The organism is Micromonospora sp. DT229 (assembly GCF_049844505.1).
Lineage (GTDB): Bacteria > Actinomycetota > Actinomycetes > Mycobacteriales > Micromonosporaceae > Micromonospora.
Map to the genome: position 1 here is coordinate 75311 of NZ_JBNCLD010000019.1, position 21160 is coordinate 96470.

Annotated in this window: 19 protein-coding genes; 13 read left to right on the forward strand and 6 right to left on the reverse strand. The window is 71.0% G+C overall.

Annotated features, from left to right (window positions below; genetic code table 11):
* Nucleotides 1–3 precede the first annotated feature (3 nt).
* Complete coding sequence (locus ACLQ2T_RS24110; RefSeq protein ID WP_425768635.1) at nt 4–552, forward strand: dihydrofolate reductase family protein; 549 nt, start codon at nt 4–6, stop codon at nt 550–552.
* 175 nt (nt 553–727) lie between these two features.
* On the opposite strand, the gene ACLQ2T_RS24115 is transcribed toward ACLQ2T_RS24110, so the two are convergent.
* Both ACLQ2T_RS24115 and ACLQ2T_RS24120 read right to left on the reverse strand, forming a co-directional pair.
* Entirely contained in the window at nt 728–916 is a 189-nt protein-coding gene (locus ACLQ2T_RS24115) for a DUF397 domain-containing protein (protein ID WP_425768636.1), read from the reverse strand.
* Nucleotides 903–1700, reverse strand: a complete 798-nt coding sequence (locus ACLQ2T_RS24120) for a helix-turn-helix domain-containing protein (protein ID WP_425768637.1) — start codon at nt 1698–1700, stop codon at nt 903–905. Before ACLQ2T_RS24120 ends, ACLQ2T_RS24115 begins: the two co-directional genes overlap by 14 nt.
* Nucleotides 1701–1998: 298 nt before the next feature.
* On the opposite strand from ACLQ2T_RS24120, the gene ACLQ2T_RS24125 reads away from it, so the two are divergent.
* Entirely contained in the window at nt 1999–2334 is a 336-nt protein-coding gene (locus ACLQ2T_RS24125; protein WP_425768638.1) for a hypothetical protein, read from the forward strand.
* Here ACLQ2T_RS24125 and ACLQ2T_RS24130 read toward each other — a convergent pair.
* Nucleotides 2276–2818, reverse strand: a complete 543-nt coding sequence (locus ACLQ2T_RS24130) for a hypothetical protein (RefSeq protein ID WP_425768639.1) — start codon at nt 2816–2818, stop codon at nt 2276–2278. The genes ACLQ2T_RS24125 and ACLQ2T_RS24130 overlap by 59 nt on opposite strands.
* Before the next feature lie 70 nt (nt 2819–2888).
* On the opposite strand from ACLQ2T_RS24130, the gene ACLQ2T_RS24135 reads away from it, so the two are divergent.
* From ACLQ2T_RS24135 to ACLQ2T_RS24160, 6 genes are all read left to right on the forward strand, one after another.
* Nucleotides 2889–3767 carry a LysR family transcriptional regulator gene (locus ACLQ2T_RS24135; protein ID WP_425768640.1) on the forward strand — a complete coding sequence of 293 codons (879 nt, stop codon included), beginning with the start codon at nt 2889–2891 and terminating at the stop codon, nt 3765–3767.
* On the forward strand, nt 3764–4294 hold the full coding sequence (locus tag ACLQ2T_RS24140; RefSeq protein WP_425768641.1) for an RNA 2'-phosphotransferase: 531 nt from the start codon (nt 3764–3766) through the stop codon (nt 4292–4294). Before ACLQ2T_RS24135 ends, ACLQ2T_RS24140 begins: the two co-directional genes overlap by 4 nt.
* A 193-nt stretch (nt 4295–4487) precedes the next feature.
* Nucleotides 4488–5816 carry a cellulose binding domain-containing protein gene (locus tag ACLQ2T_RS24145; RefSeq protein ID WP_425768642.1) on the forward strand — a complete coding sequence of 443 codons (1329 nt, stop codon included), beginning with the start codon at nt 4488–4490 and terminating at the stop codon, nt 5814–5816.
* A 291-nt stretch (nt 5817–6107) separates the two neighbouring features.
* Nucleotides 6108–6821, forward strand: coding sequence for a hypothetical protein (locus ACLQ2T_RS24150; RefSeq protein ID WP_425768643.1), 714 nt, complete (start codon nt 6108–6110; stop codon nt 6819–6821).
* 136 nt (nt 6822–6957) lie between these two features.
* Nucleotides 6958–7761 (forward strand): TrmH family RNA methyltransferase, encoded by an 804-nt coding sequence (locus ACLQ2T_RS24155; RefSeq protein WP_425768644.1) that lies wholly within the window; start codon nt 6958–6960, stop codon nt 7759–7761.
* A gap of 41 nt (nt 7762–7802) precedes the next feature.
* Nucleotides 7803–9629: a PucR family transcriptional regulator gene (locus tag ACLQ2T_RS24160; RefSeq protein ID WP_425768645.1), complete on the forward strand. Its 1827-nt coding sequence runs from the start codon at nt 7803–7805 to the stop codon at nt 9627–9629.
* 3 nt (nt 9630–9632) lie between these two features.
* Here the strand turns inward: ACLQ2T_RS24160 and ACLQ2T_RS24165 are convergent, their stop codons facing one another.
* Nucleotides 9633–10988 carry a hypothetical protein gene (locus ACLQ2T_RS24165; protein ID WP_425768646.1) on the reverse strand — a complete coding sequence of 452 codons (1356 nt, stop codon included), beginning with the start codon at nt 10986–10988 and terminating at the stop codon, nt 9633–9635.
* Between the two features lie 89 nt (nt 10989–11077).
* On the opposite strand from ACLQ2T_RS24165, the gene murD reads away from it, so the two are divergent.
* The 3 genes from murD (at nt 11078) to ACLQ2T_RS24180 (ending at nt 15580) form a co-directional block, all read left to right on the forward strand.
* Nucleotides 11078–12433 carry a UDP-N-acetylmuramoyl-L-alanine--D-glutamate ligase gene (gene murD, locus ACLQ2T_RS24170; protein ID WP_425768647.1) on the forward strand — a complete coding sequence of 452 codons (1356 nt, stop codon included), beginning with the start codon at nt 11078–11080 and terminating at the stop codon, nt 12431–12433.
* 290 nt (nt 12434–12723) lie between these two features.
* Nucleotides 12724–14031: an aspartate aminotransferase family protein gene (locus tag ACLQ2T_RS24175; protein ID WP_425768648.1), complete on the forward strand. Its 1308-nt coding sequence runs from the start codon at nt 12724–12726 to the stop codon at nt 14029–14031.
* A 58-nt stretch (nt 14032–14089) separates the two neighbouring features.
* Nucleotides 14090–15580: a CoA-acylating methylmalonate-semialdehyde dehydrogenase gene (locus ACLQ2T_RS24180; RefSeq protein ID WP_425768649.1), complete on the forward strand. Its 1491-nt coding sequence runs from the start codon at nt 14090–14092 to the stop codon at nt 15578–15580.
* On the opposite strand, the gene ACLQ2T_RS24185 is transcribed toward ACLQ2T_RS24180, so the two are convergent.
* Nucleotides 15552–17048 carry an acyltransferase family protein gene (locus ACLQ2T_RS24185; protein WP_425768650.1) on the reverse strand — a complete coding sequence of 499 codons (1497 nt, stop codon included), beginning with the start codon at nt 17046–17048 and terminating at the stop codon, nt 15552–15554. The two genes, ACLQ2T_RS24180 and ACLQ2T_RS24185, sit on opposite strands and share 29 nt — an antisense overlap.
* Nucleotides 17048–19504: an ATP-binding protein gene (locus ACLQ2T_RS24190; RefSeq protein WP_425768651.1), complete on the reverse strand. Its 2457-nt coding sequence runs from the start codon at nt 19502–19504 to the stop codon at nt 17048–17050. The genes ACLQ2T_RS24185 and ACLQ2T_RS24190 overlap by 1 nt, the downstream gene beginning before the upstream one ends.
* Nucleotides 19505–19682: 178 nt before the next feature.
* On the opposite strand from ACLQ2T_RS24190, the gene ACLQ2T_RS24195 reads away from it, so the two are divergent.
* Both ACLQ2T_RS24195 and ACLQ2T_RS24200 read left to right on the forward strand, forming a co-directional pair.
* Complete coding sequence (locus ACLQ2T_RS24195; RefSeq protein ID WP_425768652.1) at nt 19683–19838, forward strand: hypothetical protein; 156 nt, start codon at nt 19683–19685, stop codon at nt 19836–19838.
* Between the two features lie 335 nt (nt 19839–20173).
* Nucleotides 20174–21136 (forward strand): MurR/RpiR family transcriptional regulator, encoded by a 963-nt coding sequence (locus ACLQ2T_RS24200; RefSeq protein WP_425768653.1) that lies wholly within the window; start codon nt 20174–20176, stop codon nt 21134–21136.
* Nucleotides 21137–21160: the final 24 nt, after the last annotated feature.

Sequence of the window (21160 nt, forward strand, 5' to 3'; positions counted from 1 at the left end):
CGGATGGGACCTCTGCGGTATTCCATAAACATCACGGTGGACGGGTGTTGCGATCATCTAGCTGCCTCCCCCGACGAGGATCTGCATCGTCACCACACCGAGAATCTCGCGCGGGCCGATGCCCTCCTGCTCGGTCGGGTGCTGTACGAGATGATGGAGGAGGCGTGGCGACCGCCCGTCCCGGCGGGGTCGCGGCCCGACTGGATGGAACCCTTCGCGCGCACGATCGACGCGGCGAAGAAGTACGTCGTGTCGAACACCCTGGAGCAGGTCGACTGGAACGCCGAGCTGGTGCGTGGGGATCTGGGCAAGGCTGTCGAGCAGATCAAGCGTGAGTCGATCAAGGGCGTGTTCGTCTCCGGGGTGCAGCTTCCGCTGGCCCTGGCCGAGCTGGGGCTGATCGACGAGTACGAGTTCGTGGTGCATCCCCGGATCGCGGGGCGCGGGCCGCGACTCTTCGAGGGCCTGGCGAAGCATGTCGACCTGAAGCTGGTGGACCGGTCGGAGTTGGCCTCGGGCGCGGTGGTGATGCGGTACGCCCCGGCCAGCTGACGGCCTTCGTCCAGCCCGCCGGCAACGACACCGACCCGGCCAGGCCCCTAGCGCCTGGCCGGGTCTGTCGTGTCTCGGCCGGCCCGCTCGCGCCGGGCCGGGCCGGGTCGGTGGTGTCTGGGCTGGTCGGTGGTGTCTGGGCGGCTCGGCCGATCTGCGGTACGGCTGCTGAAGGTCAGTGCCGCTTGGCCAGTTCGAGGAAGGACCGCCAGGCGGCGGGGTCGAAGGCGAGCACCGGCCCGCTCGGGTCCTTGCTGTCACGTACGGCAATGACGCCCACCAGATTGTCAGCCACCTCGACACAATCACCGCCGGAGGAGTTGCTGCGGGCAGCCTTCCGCCAACGGGCGTCACTGAGGTCCATGCTGGCTCTCAACTTCCTTGATGAGGTCGATGGAGAGGTCTTCGGGAAGGGCGACCGTCCGCACACCCTCCCATTTGCTGAGGAGCTTAATCACCTTCTCGTCGGTGTCGGCCGCCTCGCCGCCGAGCTGGCTGTCCAGGTGTCCGATCCAGGTGCCGTCGGGCAGCATGGCGAGCAGCAGTGGCCCGTCGAGGCCGACGTGCAGGCCGGTGCGGGCCGGGATGATGTGGATGTGGACGTGCGGCAGCTCGGTCATCCGCAGCAGATGCGCCAGTTGCTCGGCCATGATGGCGTTGGTGCGGCGTAGCGCCGCCTCGTCGATCACCGCGAAGACCTGCGGTGGGCGCTCGCGGTGCAGGATCTCCTGGCGTTCCAATCGAGCTGCCACCTGCTGCTCGATCTCCTGCTCGGGGCAGGTGTCGTCAAACCGCAGGACCGCCCGCGCATAGTTCTCGGTCTGGAAGAGACCTGGAATCAGGGTCGGATTGAAGTAGCGCAGTTGTTTGGCGGCGCGTTCGGCTTTCAGCCAGGGCATGAACCAGGCGGGTTGGCCGTCCTGCTGGGCGGTCCGCAGCAGGGATTCGAAGAGGCCACCGGTTTCCAGGATCTCGTCCGCGCGGCGGGCGTAGGGCAGGTCCACCGGGCGGGTGCCGGTCTCCACGGCGGACACCGTGGAGGCGGAGTAGTTCGTACGTTTGCCGAACTCCTCCTGGTTCATGCCGGCCAGGGCCCGCTGCTTGCGTAGCTGGACCCGGATCAGATCCACGCTCTGTTCACCTTCCACCGCACCCCCAGGGGCCTCGTCAAGATCGCCAGCTGTCGCCGCGTGGTGGCCATGATCCACGCAGTGTCACCGTGGTCAGGCTCGATGCGTTCCGAGGGTAGCGGTGTGATCAGCAGACTGTCACGTAAGCGGATCCGCTCCCATCCACCGGGGACGGGGCGGGTTCTGCGCCCGGGGCCGCCCCGCGCCTTCCCCCCGTGTCGGGGTGGCCCCGGTTCCATCGCTTGCTCTGGGTGCGTTTGTTGCTGCCAGGGCGACAAGAAACGCACCCAAAGATGTCTGCCCTGGGAGGTCATAGGTGATCACCACGCGGCTGCCGGGGGCGGGCCGGGGCCCGTACCCGGATCGTCCTCGGCGGGTCGGCGCGGACCCGCCGCACACCCCGCTGCGTCCGATGTGGTGTTGCCGGGCCTGCGGGCAACCCTGGCCGTGTGCCACCGCGCGGCTGTTGCTGCACACGGAGTACGCCCACAATCGCACCGGCCTGTCGATCTACCTGGCCGGGCTGATGTACGAGGCCATGCGCGATCTCTACCACCTCAACCCGCACGACGGCCCGGACCCGACGAGCCTGTTCAACCGGTTCCTCGGCTGGGGACCGCCGCGTGCTCCGGGGCCCGGAGGGAGTCGATGACCAGGCGTTCGACCTCCGCCCAGGTGGGTGTGGGGTGACCGTAGTAGGGGACCGGGCGGCGCTGGGGGCCGAAGAAGTACTGGTGGTCGACGGCACCCTGGATCGCGGCGTGCACCTCGGGGTGGTCGTCGATGAAGTGGGTCAGGGCCAGGTCCAGGCTGTGGGCCCGCTTGTCGGCGCGAGCCCGGCAGAACCGCACCTGCCGGGGGTCGACTCCGGTACGCCTGTAGAAGTCGTGCGCGGCCAGCCAGCGCAGGGTGCGGGCCTGCACCCGGGGACCGCACTTGGAGATCAGCCAGACCCGGCCGTCGAAGTGGGGGACCAGTCGGGCGATGGTCGCCACCGCCTCGGATACCTCGGGGGTGGCCAGCATGTTCGCCTCGTCGCCGCTGAAGAAGGCGGTGTCGTTGCCGCTGGGATGGGCGGAACCGTCGATGATGACCCGGCCGATGTCGATGCCGAGTCGGGGAGAGGGCGCGTTCATGTGGCCCAGCATCGGCGGCCCCAGGCGTACGCAGAACTATTGTTCTTTCGCCTATCTATAGTGTGGCGTTATGACTGGGCGGGAGTTGCTGGAGGCCGACGCCCTCCGGTCCTTCGCGGTCTTCGCCGAGCACCGCAACTTCACGACCGCCGCGGCGGCGCTGCACATCAGCCAACCCGCCCTGCATGTGAAGATCCGCAAGCTGGCCACGGCCCTCGACGTGGAGCTGTACGAACGCGAGGGTCGGCGGCTCAGCCTGACCGCCGCCGGGGAACGCCTGGCCGCGTACGCCCTGGATTGTCGGCGGCGGGCCGACGAGTTCCTGCGGGAACTGCACCACGAGTCGACCCCCACCCTGACCATCGCGGCCGGTCGGGGGGCGCTGCGTTGGGTGATCGGGGAGGCGATCCGGCAGGTGGGCCGGCAGGGACGACGGGTCAATGTGATCACCGCCGACCGGGATGCCGCGCTGGCGGCCCTGCGCGCGGGGCGGGCCGATCTGGCGGTCATCGCCCACGATCCGCCGACCCGGCAGGTCGAGGCTACCCAGATCGCCGCGTACCGGCAGGTGCTCGTGGTCGACGAGCGACACCCGCTTGCCGACCGTCGGCAGGTCCGGCTGCGCGACCTGGACGGCCTGGACCTGGTGGTACCCCCGGCCGACCGTCCGCATCGGCGGGCGCTGACCCGGGCCCTGCTCGACGCGGGCGTACGGTGGCAGGTCGCCGCCGAGGTCGACGGCTGGGACCTGCTGGTGCACCTGGCTGGGCTGGGGGTCGGCGCCACCGTGGTCAACGGGTGTGTCGAACTGCCCGAGGGTCTGCGTGCCGTGCCGATCCACGGCCTGCCGAAGATCCGTTACTGGGCCACCTGGCGGCTGCCCCGTGCAGATCTGGTCGGCGACTTCCTGGCCCAGTTTCCGCCGGTGGTCGAGCGGGCGCCCCGGTGACCGGGCGGCTCACCTCGACGAGCAAGTTCCTGGCGTACGTGCTGCGGCATCGCCCGGAGGCGATCGGGATCACCCTGGACGAGGCCGGCTGGGTGGCGGTGGAGGAGTTGCTGGCCGCGTTGGCCCGGCACGGTCGACCGGTCACGGTGGAGTTGCTGGACCAGTTGGTCACCGGCACCGACAAGCAACGCTTCGAGATCCGCGAGGGACGGATCCGGGCCGCCCAGGGCCACAGCATCCCGGTGGATCTGCGACTGGCGCCGCAGGTGCCGCCGCAGGTGCTCTATCACGGTACGGTGGCCCGGTTTCTGCCCCGCATCCGTGTCGAGGGACTGGCGCCGGGTGAGCGTACCCATGTGCATCTGTCCGCTGACCCGGAGACCGCGGCCCGGGTCGGGGCCCGCCGGGGCGAACCGGTCGTGCTGCGGATCGACGCCGCCGGTATGCACCGCGCCGGCCTGGTCTTCTACCGGGCCGCCAACGGGGTCTGGCTGACCTCCCAGGTGCCGCCGGGTTTCCTGGCCTGATCGCCACCGGTTCCGTCGACTCAAGACATTCATATGTCTTGATATGTTATCGCTCACACGATACCTTCCGAGCGGGAGCCGGGCACACACTCGACGCGTCCCCGCCGGTCCGGGATCCCGGCGAGTGGGCGAGACACCCACGGTGCAGTGGCACCTTCCGCGCGTCCGGTGCGACGCGAGATGGAGCAACAAGATGGTGAGATCCAGATCGATCTTCGGGCCTGCCGCGATCGCGGCATTGCTCGTGCTGAGCGTGGGCGGCGTGGCGCTGGCCACCGGCCCCAGCGCGACCGCCTCGACCACCGAGGTCGGCACCCAGGCGGCCACGGCGGGCTGCGGTCGGGCCCCCGGGCTCAACAGCGGCACCCACACGATCCAGAGCAACGGCAAGAGCCGCAGCTACATCCTGCGGATCCCGGCCAACTACAACAACAACCACCCGTACCGGCTGGTGCTCGGCTTCCACTGGCGCGGCGGCTCGGCGGTCGACGTGGACACCGGGCAGACGGTGCAGCGGGACGTCTGGTCGTACTACGGGCTGCGGCAACTGGCCGACAACAGCACCATCTTCGTGGCGCCGCAGGGGCTCAACGCCGGCTGGGCCAACTCCGGCGGCGAGGACGTGACCTTCGTCGACGACCTGCTCCGGCAGGTCGAGGCCAACCTCTGCGTGGAGACCACCCAGCGGTTCGCCCTGGGCTTCAGCTGGGGTGGCGGGATGAGCTACGCCCTGGCCTGCGCCCGACCCGACGTGTTCCGCGCGGTCGCGGTGTACGCCGGTGGCCTGATCAGCGGATGCAGCGGCGGCAACGGTCGGATCGCCTACTTCGGTGCCCACGGCCTCCGGGACAACGTCCTCGGCATCTCCGGTGGACGGTCGCTGCGCGACCGGTTCGTCAACAACAACGGGTGCACCCCGCAGAATCCGCCGGAGCCGTCCCAGGGCAGCCTGACCCACCGCACCACCACGTACTCCGGCTGCGCGGCGGGCTACCCGGTGGTGTGGGCCGCCTTCGACGAGGGCCACATCGCCGCACCCCAGGACGGGGCGCCCGGCGACAGCGGCTCCCGCACCTGGCTCCCGGCGGAGACCTGGCGGTTCTTCACCCAGTTCGGCAGCAGCACCCCGCCGCCGCCGGACCCGACCACCCCGCCGCCGGGCCCCACCACTCCGCCGCCCGACCCGACGACCCCGCCGCCGGGTGGTGCCTGCCGGGTGGCCGTGGCGGTCAACGCCTGGAACAACGGCCTGACCCAGGACATCACCATCACCAACACCGGTGGCAGCGCGATCAACGGCTGGTCCCTGGTGTTCACCCTGCCGGGCGGGCAGAACATCACCGGTGGCTGGAACGCCAGCTACTCGCCCACCTCCGGGCAGGTGACCGCCCGCAACGTGTCGTACAACGGCAGCATCGCCCCGGGTGCCTCGGTCGCCATCGGCTTCCAGGCCACCCACACCGGCGACTCCGCTAGACCCTCCTCATACACCCTCAACGGCGCCACCTGCACCATCGCCTGACCACTCCGGACCTGATCGACCGTCCGGGCCACGCTGATCGCGTGGCCCGGGCTCGTCGGGCTGGGGCCGTCTGTCGGTGATCGACTCCGTTTCGCCGTAACGGCGGTGTCCGACGGCTGCGAACCCCGCCGTTTCGCCGTAACGGCGATCGCCGACCGTCGCGGACCCCGCCGTTTCGTCGATACGGCGCGCGTCGGCGCTGCTAGGGGGCGGGCGTCGTGCCGGGGCCGTCCACCAGAGGGCGGCACGCTAACATTGCCGCGTCTTGAGACGGCTGCGGAGCGAGGCTGTATGGGGTGGCTCCAGCGTGTGCTGGGTGGGCGGCGGGTCGAGCACGATCCGGGTCGACAAGAGGCACTGCTAGAAGAGGTCCGGCACCGGTTCGGCATCCGCGTTCAGGTCGGCCTCCACGACCAGATCAAGGCGGTCACGCAGCTGCTGGACGATGAGGATGGCCTGCTCGTGGCGATCCGGATCGTGCGTGAGGTCGCCGAGGCGGCCCACGCGGATCTCCAGGCTCAGGCCGCTGACCTGCACCGACGTACCGGTTACCGGCTGGTGATCGATCGGCGCAACTATCGTCCGTTGTGGCGGGAGGCCGGGCCGGGTCTGCGGTGGCCGCTGTTCGATCCGCCGGGCGGCCTGCATCCGTACGTGCAGGTGGCCGCGGCGGTCACGATGATCGGCGACCGTGCGTCGCGGGTCGTGAAGATCACCGACCCCGCGCCGGTCCTGGCCGCGGTCTTCGAGCTGTTCGACCTCATCACCACCGGGTGGGAGTACGGCCGGGTCCGGCCGGACAGCAACGGCGCCGAGCTGGTCCTCCGGCTGATCTCGGCCGCGCAACAGATCAACGCGGCGTGGTCGGATCCGCCGCCGTTGCCGCAGCCGGTCCGGGAACTGATGCGCCGCAACAACACCACAAACGTGTACGACCCCGCCGTTGACCGGGTGGTAGGTGGGATCAATCTGGGCGGGGAGTTGAGGCCGGCCCTGCTGTCCTGAAGACCGTTCAGCACACCGGGCCGATCGCATCCGGCTGTAGCAGAGCCGCGTCTCGGCGGCTGACTGCGGCTTGTTAACAGGGGACCCCTGCTCTACCGCAGACGTTAAGAAGGGGCCCTTCCTTACACTCAGCCGGGTGGAGCTGATCACCGAGCCGGACGACGAGCGGATCGCCGACTATCGCGCGCTGACCGACGTGGAGTTGCGTACCCGCTGGGAGCCCCCGCATGGGCTGTTCATCGCCGAGGGGGAGTTGGTGCTGCGCCGGGCCCTGCGGGCCGGCTACCCGGCCCGGTCGTACCTGGTCGACGCCAAACGGGTAGACCAGCTCGCCGACCTGGACACCGGCGAGGCCCCGGTGTACGCCGCCACTCCTGAGGTGCTGCGCGAGGCCACCGGTTTCCACGTGCACCGGGGAGTGCTCGCCTCGTTCCGGCGCAAGCCACTGCCCAGCGCCGCCGAGGTGCTGGCCACCGCCCGCCGGGCCGTCATCCTCGAAGACGTCAACAATCACACCAATCTGGGCGCGATCTTCCGGGCGGTCGCCGCCCTCGGGGTGGACGCCGTGCTGCTCTCCCCGTCGTGCGCCGACCCCCTCTACCGGCGCAGCGTACGGGTCAGCATGGGGGAGGTGTTCGCGGTGCCGTACGCGAAACTGGATCCCTGGCCGACCGCGTTGGCCCAGGTACGCGACGCCGGTTTCACCGTGCTGGCGATGACCCCGGCCCCGGACGCGGTGCCCATCCAGCGACTGACCCCGGCTCAGCGGGCCCGGTCCGCGCTGCTGCTCGGTGCCGAGGGCGCCGGGCTGACCACTGCGGCGATGGAAGCCAGCGACGTACGGGTGGTCATCCCGATGCGGCGCGGTGTCGACTCGTTGAATGTCGCCGCCGCCACCGCCGTGGCCTGCTGGGAACTCGGCCGCGACGATCCCCTCTGACCTGGCCTGCGGTTATCGGAGGACAAATCACTGACGGTAACGTGTCGCGGGTGTTCCCCACCGTACGCGAGGTCCTGGCGCTGGACCCGGTCCGTCGTGGCGCCCCGCGTCTGGTCGCCGGAGAGGTGGGTTTGGACCGACCGGTGCGCTGGGTGCACGTGGCCGAGGTGCCCGACATCGCCACCCTGCTGGGCGGCGGTGAACTGGTGCTCACCACCGGCATCGGGTTGCCGGCCGACGACGCCGGACTGCGGGCCTTCATCGCCGACCTGGCCGGGGTCGGCGTCTCCGGACTGGTGGTGGAACTGGGCCGCCGTTACCTGACGGGGGTACCCAGGGTGATGGCCGCAGCCGCCGGACGGCACGGCCTGCCCCTGGTGGAACTGCGCCGGGCCACCCCCTTCGTGCGGATCACCGAGGCGGTGCACGCCCTGATCGTGGACGCCCAGCTCACCGAGTTGCGGGCCACCGAGGAGATCCATCAGCGGTTCACCGAACTGTCGGTGGAGGGTGCCGAACCGGACGAGGTGATCCGGCAGGCCGCCGAGCTGTCCGGCTGCCCGGTGGTGCTGGAGAACCTGTCCCGCCAGGTGCTCGCCTACGACCCGGCGGGGGAGAACGCCGAACTGCTGCTGGACGGGTGGGAGCAGCACTCCCGACGGATCCGACCCGCCGGGCGTACGGCGTACGACCCGGACAGCGGCTGGCTGGTCACCATGGTCGGCGCCCGGGGCGAGGACTGGGGTCGGCTGCTGCTGCGCTGGCCGGGCGGCGTCCACCTCAGCGGGTCGGGTGGCGCCGACCTCGCCGGGTCGGGCGGGGCTGAGGTCGAGGGGGCCGGCGATGGTGAGCCGGGTGAGGTCGACGGCCCGAGGCCCGGCCCGGCCGTGCCGCCGACCCGGCTGACCATCCTGGTGGAGCGGGCCGCGTCCACCCTGGCCCTGGGTCGACTGATCCGCCGGGACACCGAAGGGTGGGAACGGCAGATCCACCGCACCCTGCTCACCGCGCTGATGGACCGCACCCGGCCGGTCGACGAGGTGGCCCTGCGGGCGCGGGCGCTGGGGCTGATGCTGGACCGCCGGCACCTGGTCGGGGTGGTGGTCCGGCCGCGCGGCGACGACCCGGCCGGAGAGTACGGCCCGTCGACCGACCCGGCCGGTGAGCCCGGGTCGACCGGTGGCGACGCCGGGAAGGGCCGGCTGCGGGACCTGGCCGAGACGGTCGGGCAGGCGCTGCGCGAGGCGAACCTGACCGGCCTGACCAGCGCCATGGACGACCAGGCGGTCGGGGTGCTGCTGGCTCTCGCCGACGCGGCGGCGGAGGAGCGGGCCCTGACGGCCTTCGCCGCCGCCCTGCGACGCGCCCGACCCGACTTCCGCCCACCCGAGCCGCGCCGCCCCGGCAGCGGGGGACCCGGGGGACTGGTCATCGCGGCCGGTTCAGGGGTGGGCAGTCTGCGGGAGGCGGGTCGATCCCTGATGGAGGCCCGACAGGTCGCCGAGGCGGCCCGGCGGGACCGGCGGGATCTGCCGATCTTCCGGCTGCCGCATGTCGGGCTCGCCGGGCTGCTGCACCTGCTGCGCGACGAGCCGCGCCTGCAGACCTTCGTCGAACGCGAGCTGGGTGCCCTGCTGGCGTACGACGCCCGGCACCCCCGCGAGCACCTGCTCGGCACCCTGCGGGCGTACCTGGAGCAGGGGAGGAACAAGTCGGCGGCGGCCACCGCGGCGCACCTGTCCCGGCCGGCCTTCTACGAACGGCTGGCCCGCATCAGTCGCATCCTCGACGCCGACCTGGACTCGGTCGACACCTGCCTCTCCCTGCATGTCGCCCTGCTAGCTCTGGACGCCATCCGCGCCCCCTGACACTCACCCGGTCAGGGAGTGCAGGGCCTTGGCGTACACGGGCGGGACGTAGGAGGGGCCGCCGCCCGGGGTGAAGGTGTCGGAGGTGGCGGCGGTCGCCCAGGCGCTGTCCGGGACGGCGGCTACCAGGGCGGTCACGACCGGGGTGTCCCGCCACTCGGGCTGCTGGGCCAGCAGGCTCAGCGCCACCACGGACTCCTCCACCTCGCCGACACACTCGAAGGGCTTGTGCCCGTCCACCCCGAGCAGTTCCCGGTAGCCCGGGATCTGGGTGGGGTCGGCGAGCAGGTCACCACCGAAGATGTGGGTGATCCGCTCCCGGGACATGAACGGCGCCAGGGCCAGGAAGACGAACCGGCACTTCGGGCAGTCACGGCACCAGCGCTCGCTGGCATCGCGCAGCTTGAAGGCGGCGTTGCAACTGGTCACCACGTCGTCGTACCGGTCGATGGTGGCGAACAGTCGGGCGATGTGCAGCTCCGACAGCGGACGCAGCAGGGAGAAGTACGGCTCGGTCAGCCCGGCGTGCTCGGCCAGGGCCGCCCGCAGCAGCCCCTCGGCCTCCACCCCCTTGGACCACTGGTGGTTGATCTCGTGACCGTTCCAGATCAGGTTCGGGTCCGACGCCGAACGCTCGTTGGACATCACCACCGGACCCAGACCGTGCAGCACCGCCGTGGCGACCGCGATCAGCGAGTTGATCGCGGTGACCGGGATGTGCCCGTTGCGGGCCCCGGCCGCGTTCAGCTCGAACAGCACCGGATCGAGGCGGCGCCGCGCCGCCAACGCGGGGAGCCCGGAGGCGGCGTTCACCGCCTTGATCACATGGTTCGGGTTGACCGAGAAGGGCACCGGGTCGAGGCCGGCCCGACGCAGGGCCTCCAGACTGACGATGGAGTCCTTGCCACCACCGACCGCCGACAGCGGACGCCGTTCGGAGTTGTCGTACTCGGCGGGAGGGCTCACCCGGCCGGGCGGGATCTGCGGGGTCAACTCCAGCACGTACGGCAGCTGGTTACGGTAGGCGTACTCGGCCAGACCCTTGGTGTAGACGGCGGTGACGAACTCGGCGGCGGCCGGGCCGAGCGGTGCCGGCAGCACGAGCTGCCCCGGCGCGGCGGCCTTGTAGTAGCTGACCCCGGCCACCACGTGCAGCAGCTCCAGCACCCGGCCGAGGGCCGCCACGGCCGCATCCGAGGGTGACTGCTCCGGCACCGGCAGCGTGATCACCTCGGTGAACCGCTGTTCGCCGTCCGGGCCGGTCAGCGCGTAGTCGAACAGCGCCTCACCGGTGGAAAGGTCGATCGAGTAGGACGGGAAGGTGAACGCGTCCATCCGCGCCAGTTGCGTGTTGGGCACACGCCATACTAGGCCCTGGTTCGTCCGGCCGTGCCCGGCTCCGCCGGACCGTGTTCCTGCCCCACCGCCGTCGCCCCCGAGGAGAAGCTGTGCGCCTGTCTGACCTGCGCGGACGTTCCGTCGCCGTCTGGGGGGCCGGCCGGGAGGGCCGGGCCGCCGTGATCGCGATCGCCGCCCACGGGCCGGCGGAACTGGTCGCCGTCGACGACAGCGCCAACTTCCTCACCCTGCCCTGGGAGGGGCCCCTGGCCGAGGCCGCCCCGCTGGTCACCGGCGAGGAGGGCTTCGAGCGGCTGGCCGCCGCCGAGGTGGTGGTCCGCTCGCCGGGGGTGCCGCAGACCCACCCCTGGCTGGTGGAGCTGCGCCGCCGGGGCACCACGATCACCCAGGGCACGGCCCTGTGGATGGCCGACCACGCCGCGCGCACCGTGGGGGTGACCGGCAGCAAGGGCAAGAGCACCACCTCCAGCCTGATCAGCCACCTGCTGAACGCGATGGATCGCCCCAACGTCTTCGGCGGCAACATCGGGGTACCGACCCTGGACCTGCCGGAGGCGGAGCTGTACGTGCTGGAGCTGTCCAGCTACCAGTGCAGCGACCTGACCGACTCGCCCCGGGTGGCCGTGGTAACCGCCCTGTTCCCGGAGCACCTGGACGCCCACGGCGGCGAACAGGAGTACTACCGGGACAAGCTCAACCTGCTGGAGTACGGGCCGCACACCGTGGTGGTCAACGGCGCGGACCCCCGGCTGGCGGCCGAGTTGGGCGAGCGGGCCGTCATCCGGGCCGGTACGGCCGACTCGGTGAACGTGGCCGCCGGGTCGGACGGCGCACCCTGGTTCCACCTGGTCGACCGGCCGCTGTTCCCCCGGGCGGTACTGCCGCTGGTCGGTCGACACAACGAGGGCAACCTCTGCGTGGCCCTGGCGGTGCTCGACGCCCTGGGGGTGGACATCGTCGGACGCAGGGACACCCTGGCCGTGGCGGTGGCCGAGTTCCAGGGCCTGGCCCACCGGCTGACCGAGATCGTCGACCCCTCCGGCCTGACCTTCGTCGACGACACCCTGGCCACCAGCCCGTACGCGGCCATGCACGCCATCGACGCGTACGACGGCCGCCCGTTGACCGTGATCGTCGGCGGCAACGACCGAGGGGTCGACTACACCCCCCTGCGGGAGCACCTGGCCGAGCGGGAGCTGACCGTCATCGGCATCCCGGACAGCGGCCCCCGCATCATCGAAACCCTGTCCGGCCTACCCAAGGTGCGTACCGAACTGGTAGACGACCTGACCGCCGCAGTCCACCTGGCCCGCCAGGTGACCCCGCCCGGCGGCGTCGTCCTACTCTCCCCAGCCGCCCCCAGCTACGGCCGCTTCCGCAACTTCGAACACCGCTCCGAAGTCTTCGCCGAAGCCATCCAAACCACCACCCCCACCCACCCCTAACCCCCACCCCCTTTTCTTGGCCTGGTTGATCATGAGGTTAGCCGGTGGTTTTGTCCCGATTCGCTGCCGCTAACCTCATGATCAACGCCCGAGGGGTGGGGAGGGGAGGGTGCGGAAAGCGTGGGTGGGGGGTGGGTTTGGGTGTGGGAAGCGTGGGGGTGGGGGCAGGTGGGTGCGGAAAGCGTTGACGTTGTGTCAGGGAGGGTGGGGGCATCCGCGACAGGTTGACTCTTGTCGGGTAGTGATCGTGGTGGAAGCGTGCGGTTACCGCGAACCGAGAGGGTGCGACGATGACCGCCGATGACCTGCTGGCCCGGCACCGGGCCGTACTCCCGTCCTGGATGCCGCTCTACTACGCCGAGCCGATCGAACTCGTCTCCGGCGAAGGACGCCGGGTCACCGACGCCCAGGGCCGCACCTACCTGGACTTCTTCGGCGGGGTGCTGACCAACATGATCGGGTACGACATCGCCGAGATCCGGGAGGCGGTGCAGCGGCAACTGGCCACCGGGATCGTGCACACCTCGACGCTCTACCTGATCCGCCAGCAGGTCGAACTGGCCGAGAAGATCGCCCGGCTGTCCGGCATCCCGGACGCCCGGGTCTTCTTCACCAACTCCGGCACCGAGGCCAACGAGGCCGCCCTGCTGATGGCCACCAACCACCGCCGCTCCCACCAGGTCCTCGCGGTCCGCAACAGCTACCACGGCCGGTCGTACGCGACGATGGGCATCACCGGCAACCGGGGCTGGTCGGCCAGTCAGCTCAACCCCCTCCAGGTGGCCTGGCTGCACTCCGGTGAGCGGCTGCGCGGCCTGCTGGCCCGACTGCCGGAGGCCGACCGGATCGACGCGGCCGTGGAGGACCTGCGGGAGGTGCTGGCCACCCAGACCAGCGGGGACGTGGCCTGCCTGCTGGCCGAACCGATCCAGGGGGTCGGCGGTTTCGTGCACGGCCCGGACGGTCTGTTCGCCGCCTGGAAGAAGGTCCTCGACGAACACGGCATCCTGCTGATCTCCGACGAGGTGCAGACCGGTTGGGGGCGTACCGGGGAGCACTTCTGGGGCTACCAGGCCCACGGGATCACCCCGGACCTGCTCACCTTCGCCAAGGGCATCGGCAACGGCTTCGCCCTGGCCGGGGTGGTCGGCCGGGCCGAGGTGATGGAGGCGGTACCGGCGATCAGCTTCTCCACCTTCGGCGGCAACCCGATCTCCACCGCCGCCGGCAACGCCGTCCTGGACTACCTGCTCGACCACGACCTGCAGGCCAACGCGGCCCGCACCGGCGCGATCCTCGTCGAGGGCCTGCGCGCCGCCGTGGGCGACCTCGACTGCGTCGCCGAGGTACGCGGAAAGGGCCTGATGCTCGGTGTCGAGTTCGTCCGACCCGGCACCACCGAGCCGGACGCCGCCCTGGCCACCCGGGTCTTCGAGGGGTGCCGGGCCGGTGGCCTGCTGGTCGGTAAGGGCGGGCTCCACGGCAACGTGCTGCGGATGGGGCCGCCACTGACCCTGACCGACCAGGAGGCCCGGGAGGGCCTGGCCATCCTGGTCGAGGCGATCCGTTCCGGCGCCGCCGAGTCGGTGACCCGGTGAGCGCGAGGAGTGAGCCGGGTTTGCGAGCCAGGCAGTCGCGAACGAAAGGTTGTTCAGCGTGAACCTCATCGGGCACTTCATCGACGGCAAGCGGGTCGGCGGCAGCTCGGGACGGCGCAGCGAGGTCTTCGACCCGGCCACCGGTCGGCGTACCGCTCAGGTGGAGCTGGCCTGTGCCACGGACGTCGCGGTGGCGGTGGAGTCCGCCGAGCGGGCGGCCCGCGCCTGGCGGGACGCCTCCCTGGCCAAGCGGACCGCTGTGCTGTTCGCCTTCCGGGAATTGGTGCACGCCCGCCGCGACCGACTCGCCGAGGTGATCACCGCCGAGCACGGCAAGGTGCTCGCCGACGCCGCCGGGGAGGTGCAACGCGGCCTGGAGGTCATCGAGTACGCCTGCGGCATCCCCTCGGCCCTGCGCGGCGGGTTCAGCGAGAACGTCTCCACCGAGGTCGACTCGTACAGTCTGCGCCAGCCCCTCGGGGTGGTCGCGGTGATCAGCCCGTTCAACTTCCCGGTGATGGTGCCGCTGTGGTTCGTGCCGGTGGCGGTGGCCGCCGGTAACGCCGTGGTGCTCAAGCCGAGCGAGAAGGACCCCAGCGCGGCCCTGCTGCTGGCCGAATGGTTCGCCGAGGCCGGCCTGCCCGACGGGGTGCTCAACGTGGTCAACGGCGACAAGGAGGCCGTCGACGCCCTGCTGGAGCATCCGGCGATCAAGGCGGTGTCGTTCGTCGGGTCCACCCCGGTAGCCCGGTACGTCTACCAGCGCGCCACCATGGCCGGGAAGCGGGTGCAGGCCCTCGGCGGGGCGAAGAACCACATGGTGGTGCTGCCCGACGCCGACCTCGACCTGGCCGCCGACGCGGCCGTCAACGCCGGGTTCGGCTCGGCGGGGGAGCGGTGCATGGCGATCTCCGCCCTGGTGGCGGTGGAGCCGATCGCGGACGAGCTGGTGGCGCGGATAGCCCGGCGGATGGCCGGTCTGCGTACCGGTGACGGGCGACGCGGCTGCGACATGGGCCCGCTGGTCACCGCCGCCCACGCCGACCGGGTGCGTTCCTATGTGGAGGCCGGGGTGGCCGCCGGGGCGGTGCCGGTGGTCGACGGCCGCGAGGTGACCCCGGACGGCGACCCGGACGGCTTCTGGCTGGGACCGACCCTGTTCGACCACGTGACCCCGGACATGTCGATCTACACGGACGAGATCTTCGGGCCGGTGCTGTCGGTGCTGCGGGTCGGCTCGTACGACGAGGCCGTGGCCCTGGTCAACGCCAACCCGTACGGCAACGGCACGGCGATCTTCACCAACGACGGCGGGGCCGCCCGGCGCTACCAGCACGAGGTGGAGGTCGGCATGGTCGGCGTCAACGTGCCGATCCCGGTGCCGATGGCCTACTACTCGTTCGGCGGCTGGAAGTCCTCCCTCTTCGGGGACCTGCACGCGCACGGCCCGGACGGGGTCGCCTTCTTCACCCGGGGCAAGGTGGTCACCAGCCGCTGGCTCGACCCCCGCCACGGCGGGGTCAACCTCGGTTTCCCCACCCAGACCTGAGCAGCCGCAGGGTGCCCGCCCCGACCAGGTACGCCACCAGGGCGGTCAACGGCAGGCCCAGGGGTTCCGGGGCGGTCTTCGGGGCGACGCTGTTGGCCACCATGGCGTACCCGACGGCGGCGTAACCGGCGACGACGAGCGCGATGCGGATGCCCGCCCACCGGCCGGTCGACCGTCCGTCTCCCCACGGACGGTCGGCCCGGCCCTGTGCCGGCGGCTCCGGACGGTCCCGTCCGGCGGTGGGGTGGCCGCGGTTCGCGGTGGAGCGGCCGGTGCGGGCCTCGATCGGGCCGAAGATCGTGACCAGTACGGCCAGCACCACACCCAGCATCAGCAACCAGGGCAGCCGCCAGGCGAACCAGGCTCGCGCACCGGCGGTCGGAGTGGGTAGCACACCGAGCGCGTCCAGCCCGCCCACCAGCAGGATCACCGCACTGAGGTGCCACAGGAAGACGGTGAGTACGACCGCGTTGACCGCGATCACCGCCTGCCACGGGCGGCTGCGGCGCAGCCAGCGTTCGGCGCGTTCACGCAGCAGCAGGATGAGTCCGAGTTGGGCGGTGGCCACGGCGAGCAGTGCCACGCTGGGCGGCGCGGCGTTGTCCAGCCGCTGACCCGGCAAGTTGATCATGCTCACCGGGTACGGTCCGGGGCCGGTGAGCAGCACCGCCACGGTGAGTCCGGCCGCGAGCATCACCAGGGCGGCCCGAGGCGACATCGGTAGACATCGGGTGCGCAGTCCTCGGCGTGGTGGACTCCGGTCCGCCGCCGCGGCTGGCGGTTCCCGCCCGGGCGAGGATGGTCGGCAGTTGCCACGTCGGGCGTCGTACCAGGCGAAACCGAGCTGGTGGACGGCGAGCCAGCCGAGCAGGTAGTTGGCCAGGGCCAGTTCGGCCGGACCGAACGCGCGTCCTGCGTCGCCCAGGGCCACCAGGGCCGCCAACGCCACCGGCACGACCAGCCCGAAGCGGCGGTGCAGCGCGTACATGAGCGGGGTCAGCGGCACCACCGCGAGGTAGGCGGCGAGAAACCACAGCGGGATGGTGGCGAACCAGATGACGGTACGGACCAGGCTCGCCTCGGCTCCGACCAGCCGGGCGATCAGCGCGCTGCCGGCGAGCACCAGTACCAGCGCGGTGGTCGGGCGCAGCAGCCGAGCGCTACGTCCGAGCAACCAGCTGCTGACCTCACCACCCCGGTTGCGGTGTGCCGTCAGCGCGGCGGCGTTGGCGTACCCGCCCACCAGGAAGAACACCGGCATCACCTGGACCAGCCAGGTCAGCGGATAGGCCCACGGCAGCGACGGCAGGGCCGAATGGCCGTCGGGCTGTCCGTGCTGGTCGTAGGAGATGGTGGCGATCGCCCAGTGACCGAGCACGACCATGAGGATCGCCAGGGCCCGAAGCAGATCCAGGTAGCGCTCACGGTCGGCCGGTGTCCTCGCGGCGAGTGCGGCCAGGCGGCGCATCAACCGAGGGTATGCCCAGTCGAGGCGGTGCAGCCCAGGCTGGCCCGAATCCGCTCGGCCTTCTGGCCGTCGATGTCGTCGAACACGACCAACGCGCGCCGCCACGCGACGGCGGCACCCTCGTGGTCGCCGGCCTCGTGCAGCGTGTCGCCGAGATTCGTGTCCGCCGTCGCCTCGCCGTGCCGGTCGCCGAGGGCGGCGTACAGTTCCCGCGTGCGGTGGTAAAGCTCGGCGGCCCGGTCGTACTCGCCGAGCATGCGGTGCACGTAGCCCAGGCTGTCGTGAGTGACGGCGGCCCCGTCCACGTTGCCGAACTCGTTGAGCATCGCCAAAGCCTGTTCGCAGTACGCGATCGCCGCGCGGTGGTTGCCGAGCTGGGCATGACACCAGCCCACCGAGTTGAGCGTATTGGCCTCGCCGATGCGGTGCCCGGTGCGGCGGAACAGCTCCAATGCCCGTAGGTCGTTGCGTAACGCCGTCTGATGGTCATCGGCCTGGTCGGCGATCCACCCCAGACTTCGGTGGGTGAACGCCTGATGAAGCGCGTCGTCCAGCCCTTCGAACAGATGCAGCGCCCGCTGCTGGTGTTCCCGGGCGTCGCCGTAGCGGCCGAGCCGGGTGGCGGCCCCGCCGAGGAAGCGGTGGGTGTGAGCCTCCGCCGCCGGGTCACCGAGCCGACGGGCGGCGGACAGGGCGATGTGTTGGGTACTGGTCCAGTCGTGCCAGTGGCCGCGCAGGTCGAGGAAGCTCACCAGGGCGGCGGCGAGTTGCCAGGCGTGGGTGTCATGGCCCGAACCGGCGGCGAGGTCGACGGCGGCGACGAGTACGACGTGTTCGGCGGCGAACCAGGCGAGTGCCGACTCGCGGTGGGTGAACCCCTCCGGGACCACTCCGGGCGCGGCGGCGGCGAGCGAGATCGGGCCCCGGGGCGGCTGCAACAGCAGTTCGGCGTCGTGCGCGCTGTGCAGGTAGTGGTCGAGGAGACGCCGGGTGGCTGCCCGCCGCCACTCGGCCGGCTCCGCCTCGGCCAGTTCCTCGGCGTATGCGCGCAGCAGGTCGTGGCAGGTGAACCGACCCGGCCGATGTTCGGTGACGAGGTGGGCCTGGACCAGTTCGGCCAGGGACGCCCGGACCTCGCCCACGGTCGCTGCGGCGAGGCTGGCCAGGGCGGCGACCCCGATGTCCGGCCCCGGGAACAGCCCGCACAGGCGGAACAGACGTGCGGCCGGCTCGCTCACCTGCTGGTACGAGCAGCTGAGGGCGGCTCGCACGTCAACGCGCGAATCCGTTCCCGCCAGCGGGTCGAGCCGCCGTGGTGCGTCCCGCAGCTCAGCGGTCACGGCGGCCAGCGGGAAGTGCGGGTGGGTGGCGGCCCGTGCGGCCACCACGGCGATGGCCAGCGGTAGGCCGGCACACCTGTCGACGAGTTCGTCGACCGCGTCGGGTTCGGCCGCCATCCGTCGGGCTCCGATCCGGCGGCCCAGCAGGGTCCTCGACTCCACCCGATCCAGCAGCGGCACCGCGATCGGTCGGGCACCCTCCGCGGCGACGAGACCGGGCAGTTGGCTGCGACTGGTCACCAGGACCAGGCAACCGGCTGAGCCGGGCAGCAACGGGCGAACCTGGTCGGCATCGCGGGCGTTGTCCAGCACCATCAGCAACCGGCGGCCGGTCAGCAGGCTGCGAAACAGATTGATCTGTGCCTCCAGATCGCCCGGAATCCGCAGTCGGGGCACCTCGAAGGCGTCCAGGAAGTGACGGATCGCGTCACTGGGTGGGACTGGTGCCCTTCGGTCGAATCCCCGCAGATTGACGTGGAGCTGACCGTCCGGGAAATGTTCCCGCATTCGTTGTGCCCAATGGATGACCATTGTCGTCTTACCCACGCCGGCGGTCCCGGTGACGACCGCGATGACCGGGGCAGTGGTGGTGGCGTCCAGGTCGGCGCGCAGCCCGTCGAGTTCCGCCAGCAGTTCCCGCCGTCCGCTGAAGGCGCCGAGCGCCGCCGGGAGTTGGGCGGGCACCGGCAACGCCGGTTGCGGGCGGTCCGTGACCGGATCCGCCTGCGGTCCGGTGCCGGGCAGCGCGGGTCCTGCCGGGTCCGCTGCCCGCCGGTCGGTGCCCGGTACGGCGGTACGGTGTGGGCCGCCGGTCGCGAGGCGTTCGCCGACCACCCGTTCCCATCGGGTGGCCCACGCGCCCGCCTGGGCCGGTGTCACACCGAGGGCGAGCAGCAGCCGGTCGAGCACATCCATCGGCATCACACTGTTGCCGTTGAGGTAGTTGGCCAGGCTGCTCCGGGGGACTCCGGTGGCCGCAGCCAGGTCCTGGAGGGAGAGCCGAGCCTTGCCTCGGGACCGGGCGGCGCGGATCCGCAGCCGGTTCAGCTCCGCCAACAACTCCTGCTCCGGCTCGCCTGAATCGGCCGTGGAAGAACCGGCAGGGCTGTTGGTCACAGCCGCATCGTCGCACCCGATGTCCAGCATCGTCCATGGACGTCCAACGGTGGCGGTATCGCTCTCGCCGGCTGGCAGTCTGGGATCCAGAAGTGGTGTGCCGGGTTCGGGGGATCTGAATTGGCTTGGTGAATTCGGAAATCGGCACGCCGGTGAGAAATCGACGAAGGGAAAAGCGATGAAACGAAAGCTGCTGATGCTGGCCGCCGCCGGCCTGATGGCGTCCGCCGCGCTGATCCTGCCCGCCGCTTCGGCGTCCGCTGCCGCCGTGGGTACGGGCTGGAACTACCCGGACGACGTCGCCACCATCCAGGGTTGGAACTACCCGGACTGAGGTCTACGCGGGGACGTGCCACTGCCAGTCGCGCTGTTACGACGCCTGGTACCGCCACATGATCGTGCCAGAACAGTCCACAACCCCAAGGTGGCCCGCCCTCCGATCCGGAGGGCGGGCCACGACGTTGATCGGGTGACGGCTGATGTATCGATATCTATCTACTTATCATCGTTCGTGCTGGTCATGGCGGCGTCGTGGTGGTCGACGGCGGGGTGGTCGGGGCTGCGCGACTGGTAACAGTTTGAAAACTTCGCCCGTGGTCTTGACATGGAGGTGCCTTTAGTAAGAACTTTTACCACTAACAGTTAACAGTCTTTTCCGAAAGGCTTCCCATGGTTGATCACGAGGCGGACACCTCCGCGGGCGCCGCGGTGGCCGACGTCGACGGGATCGACCGGCGGGACTCCCTTGGCGTGGCGTCCGACGGGATACTGGCCCGGGTCCGGACCGGCGCCGACGAGTTGACCGGGGCGCTGCGGCGGGTCGCCGAACACGTGCTCAGCGACCCGGCGGCGGCGGCCCGCGCGACAATCGTGGAGCTGGCCGAACGCAGCGGCACCTCACCGGCCACAGTGACCCGGTTCTGCCGGGCGATGGGCTTCGAGGGCTACGCCGACCTGCGGTTGGGCATCGCCGCCGAGACCGGCCGAGCGCGCTCGGCCGGGTGGAGCGTCGACATCGGACGCGAGATCCAACCGGGCGACCCTCTGGAACGGGTGTTGGAGCAGATCATCGCCGCCGACACCCGGGCCATGCACGACACCGCCGCGCTGCTCGATCTCGCCGAGGTGGAACGGGCCGCGGTCGCCATCGCCGGAGCCAGCCGGGTCAACATCTTCGGCGCCAGCGGCAGCGCCCTGGTCGGGGAGGAGATGCAGTTCAGCCTGCACCGCATCGGGGTGGCCGCCTGGGCGTGGAACGACGTGCACTCCGGACTCGCCGCCGCCGCCCTGCTGCGGCCCGGCGATGTCGCGTTGGGCATCTCGCACAGCGGTCAGACCCGGGAGGCCATCGAGATGCTCGCCGAGGGCGGCAGCCGGGGGGCCACCACGATCGCGCTGACCGGGTTCCGCCGCTCCCCACTGGCCGAGTTGGCCGACATCGTGCTGCTCACCGCCAGCCAGGCCACCACCTTCCGGCCGGACGCCCTGTCGGCCCGGCACCCGCAACTGGTCGTGTTGGACCTGCTCTACATCGCGGTGGCCCAACGGACCCATGACCGTGCCCACGCGGCCTTCCGGCGTACCGCCCAGGCCGTCGACGGGCACAAGGCCGCGCGAGCGGCCTCCGCATGAACCACGACGCCAGGCCGCCGCACC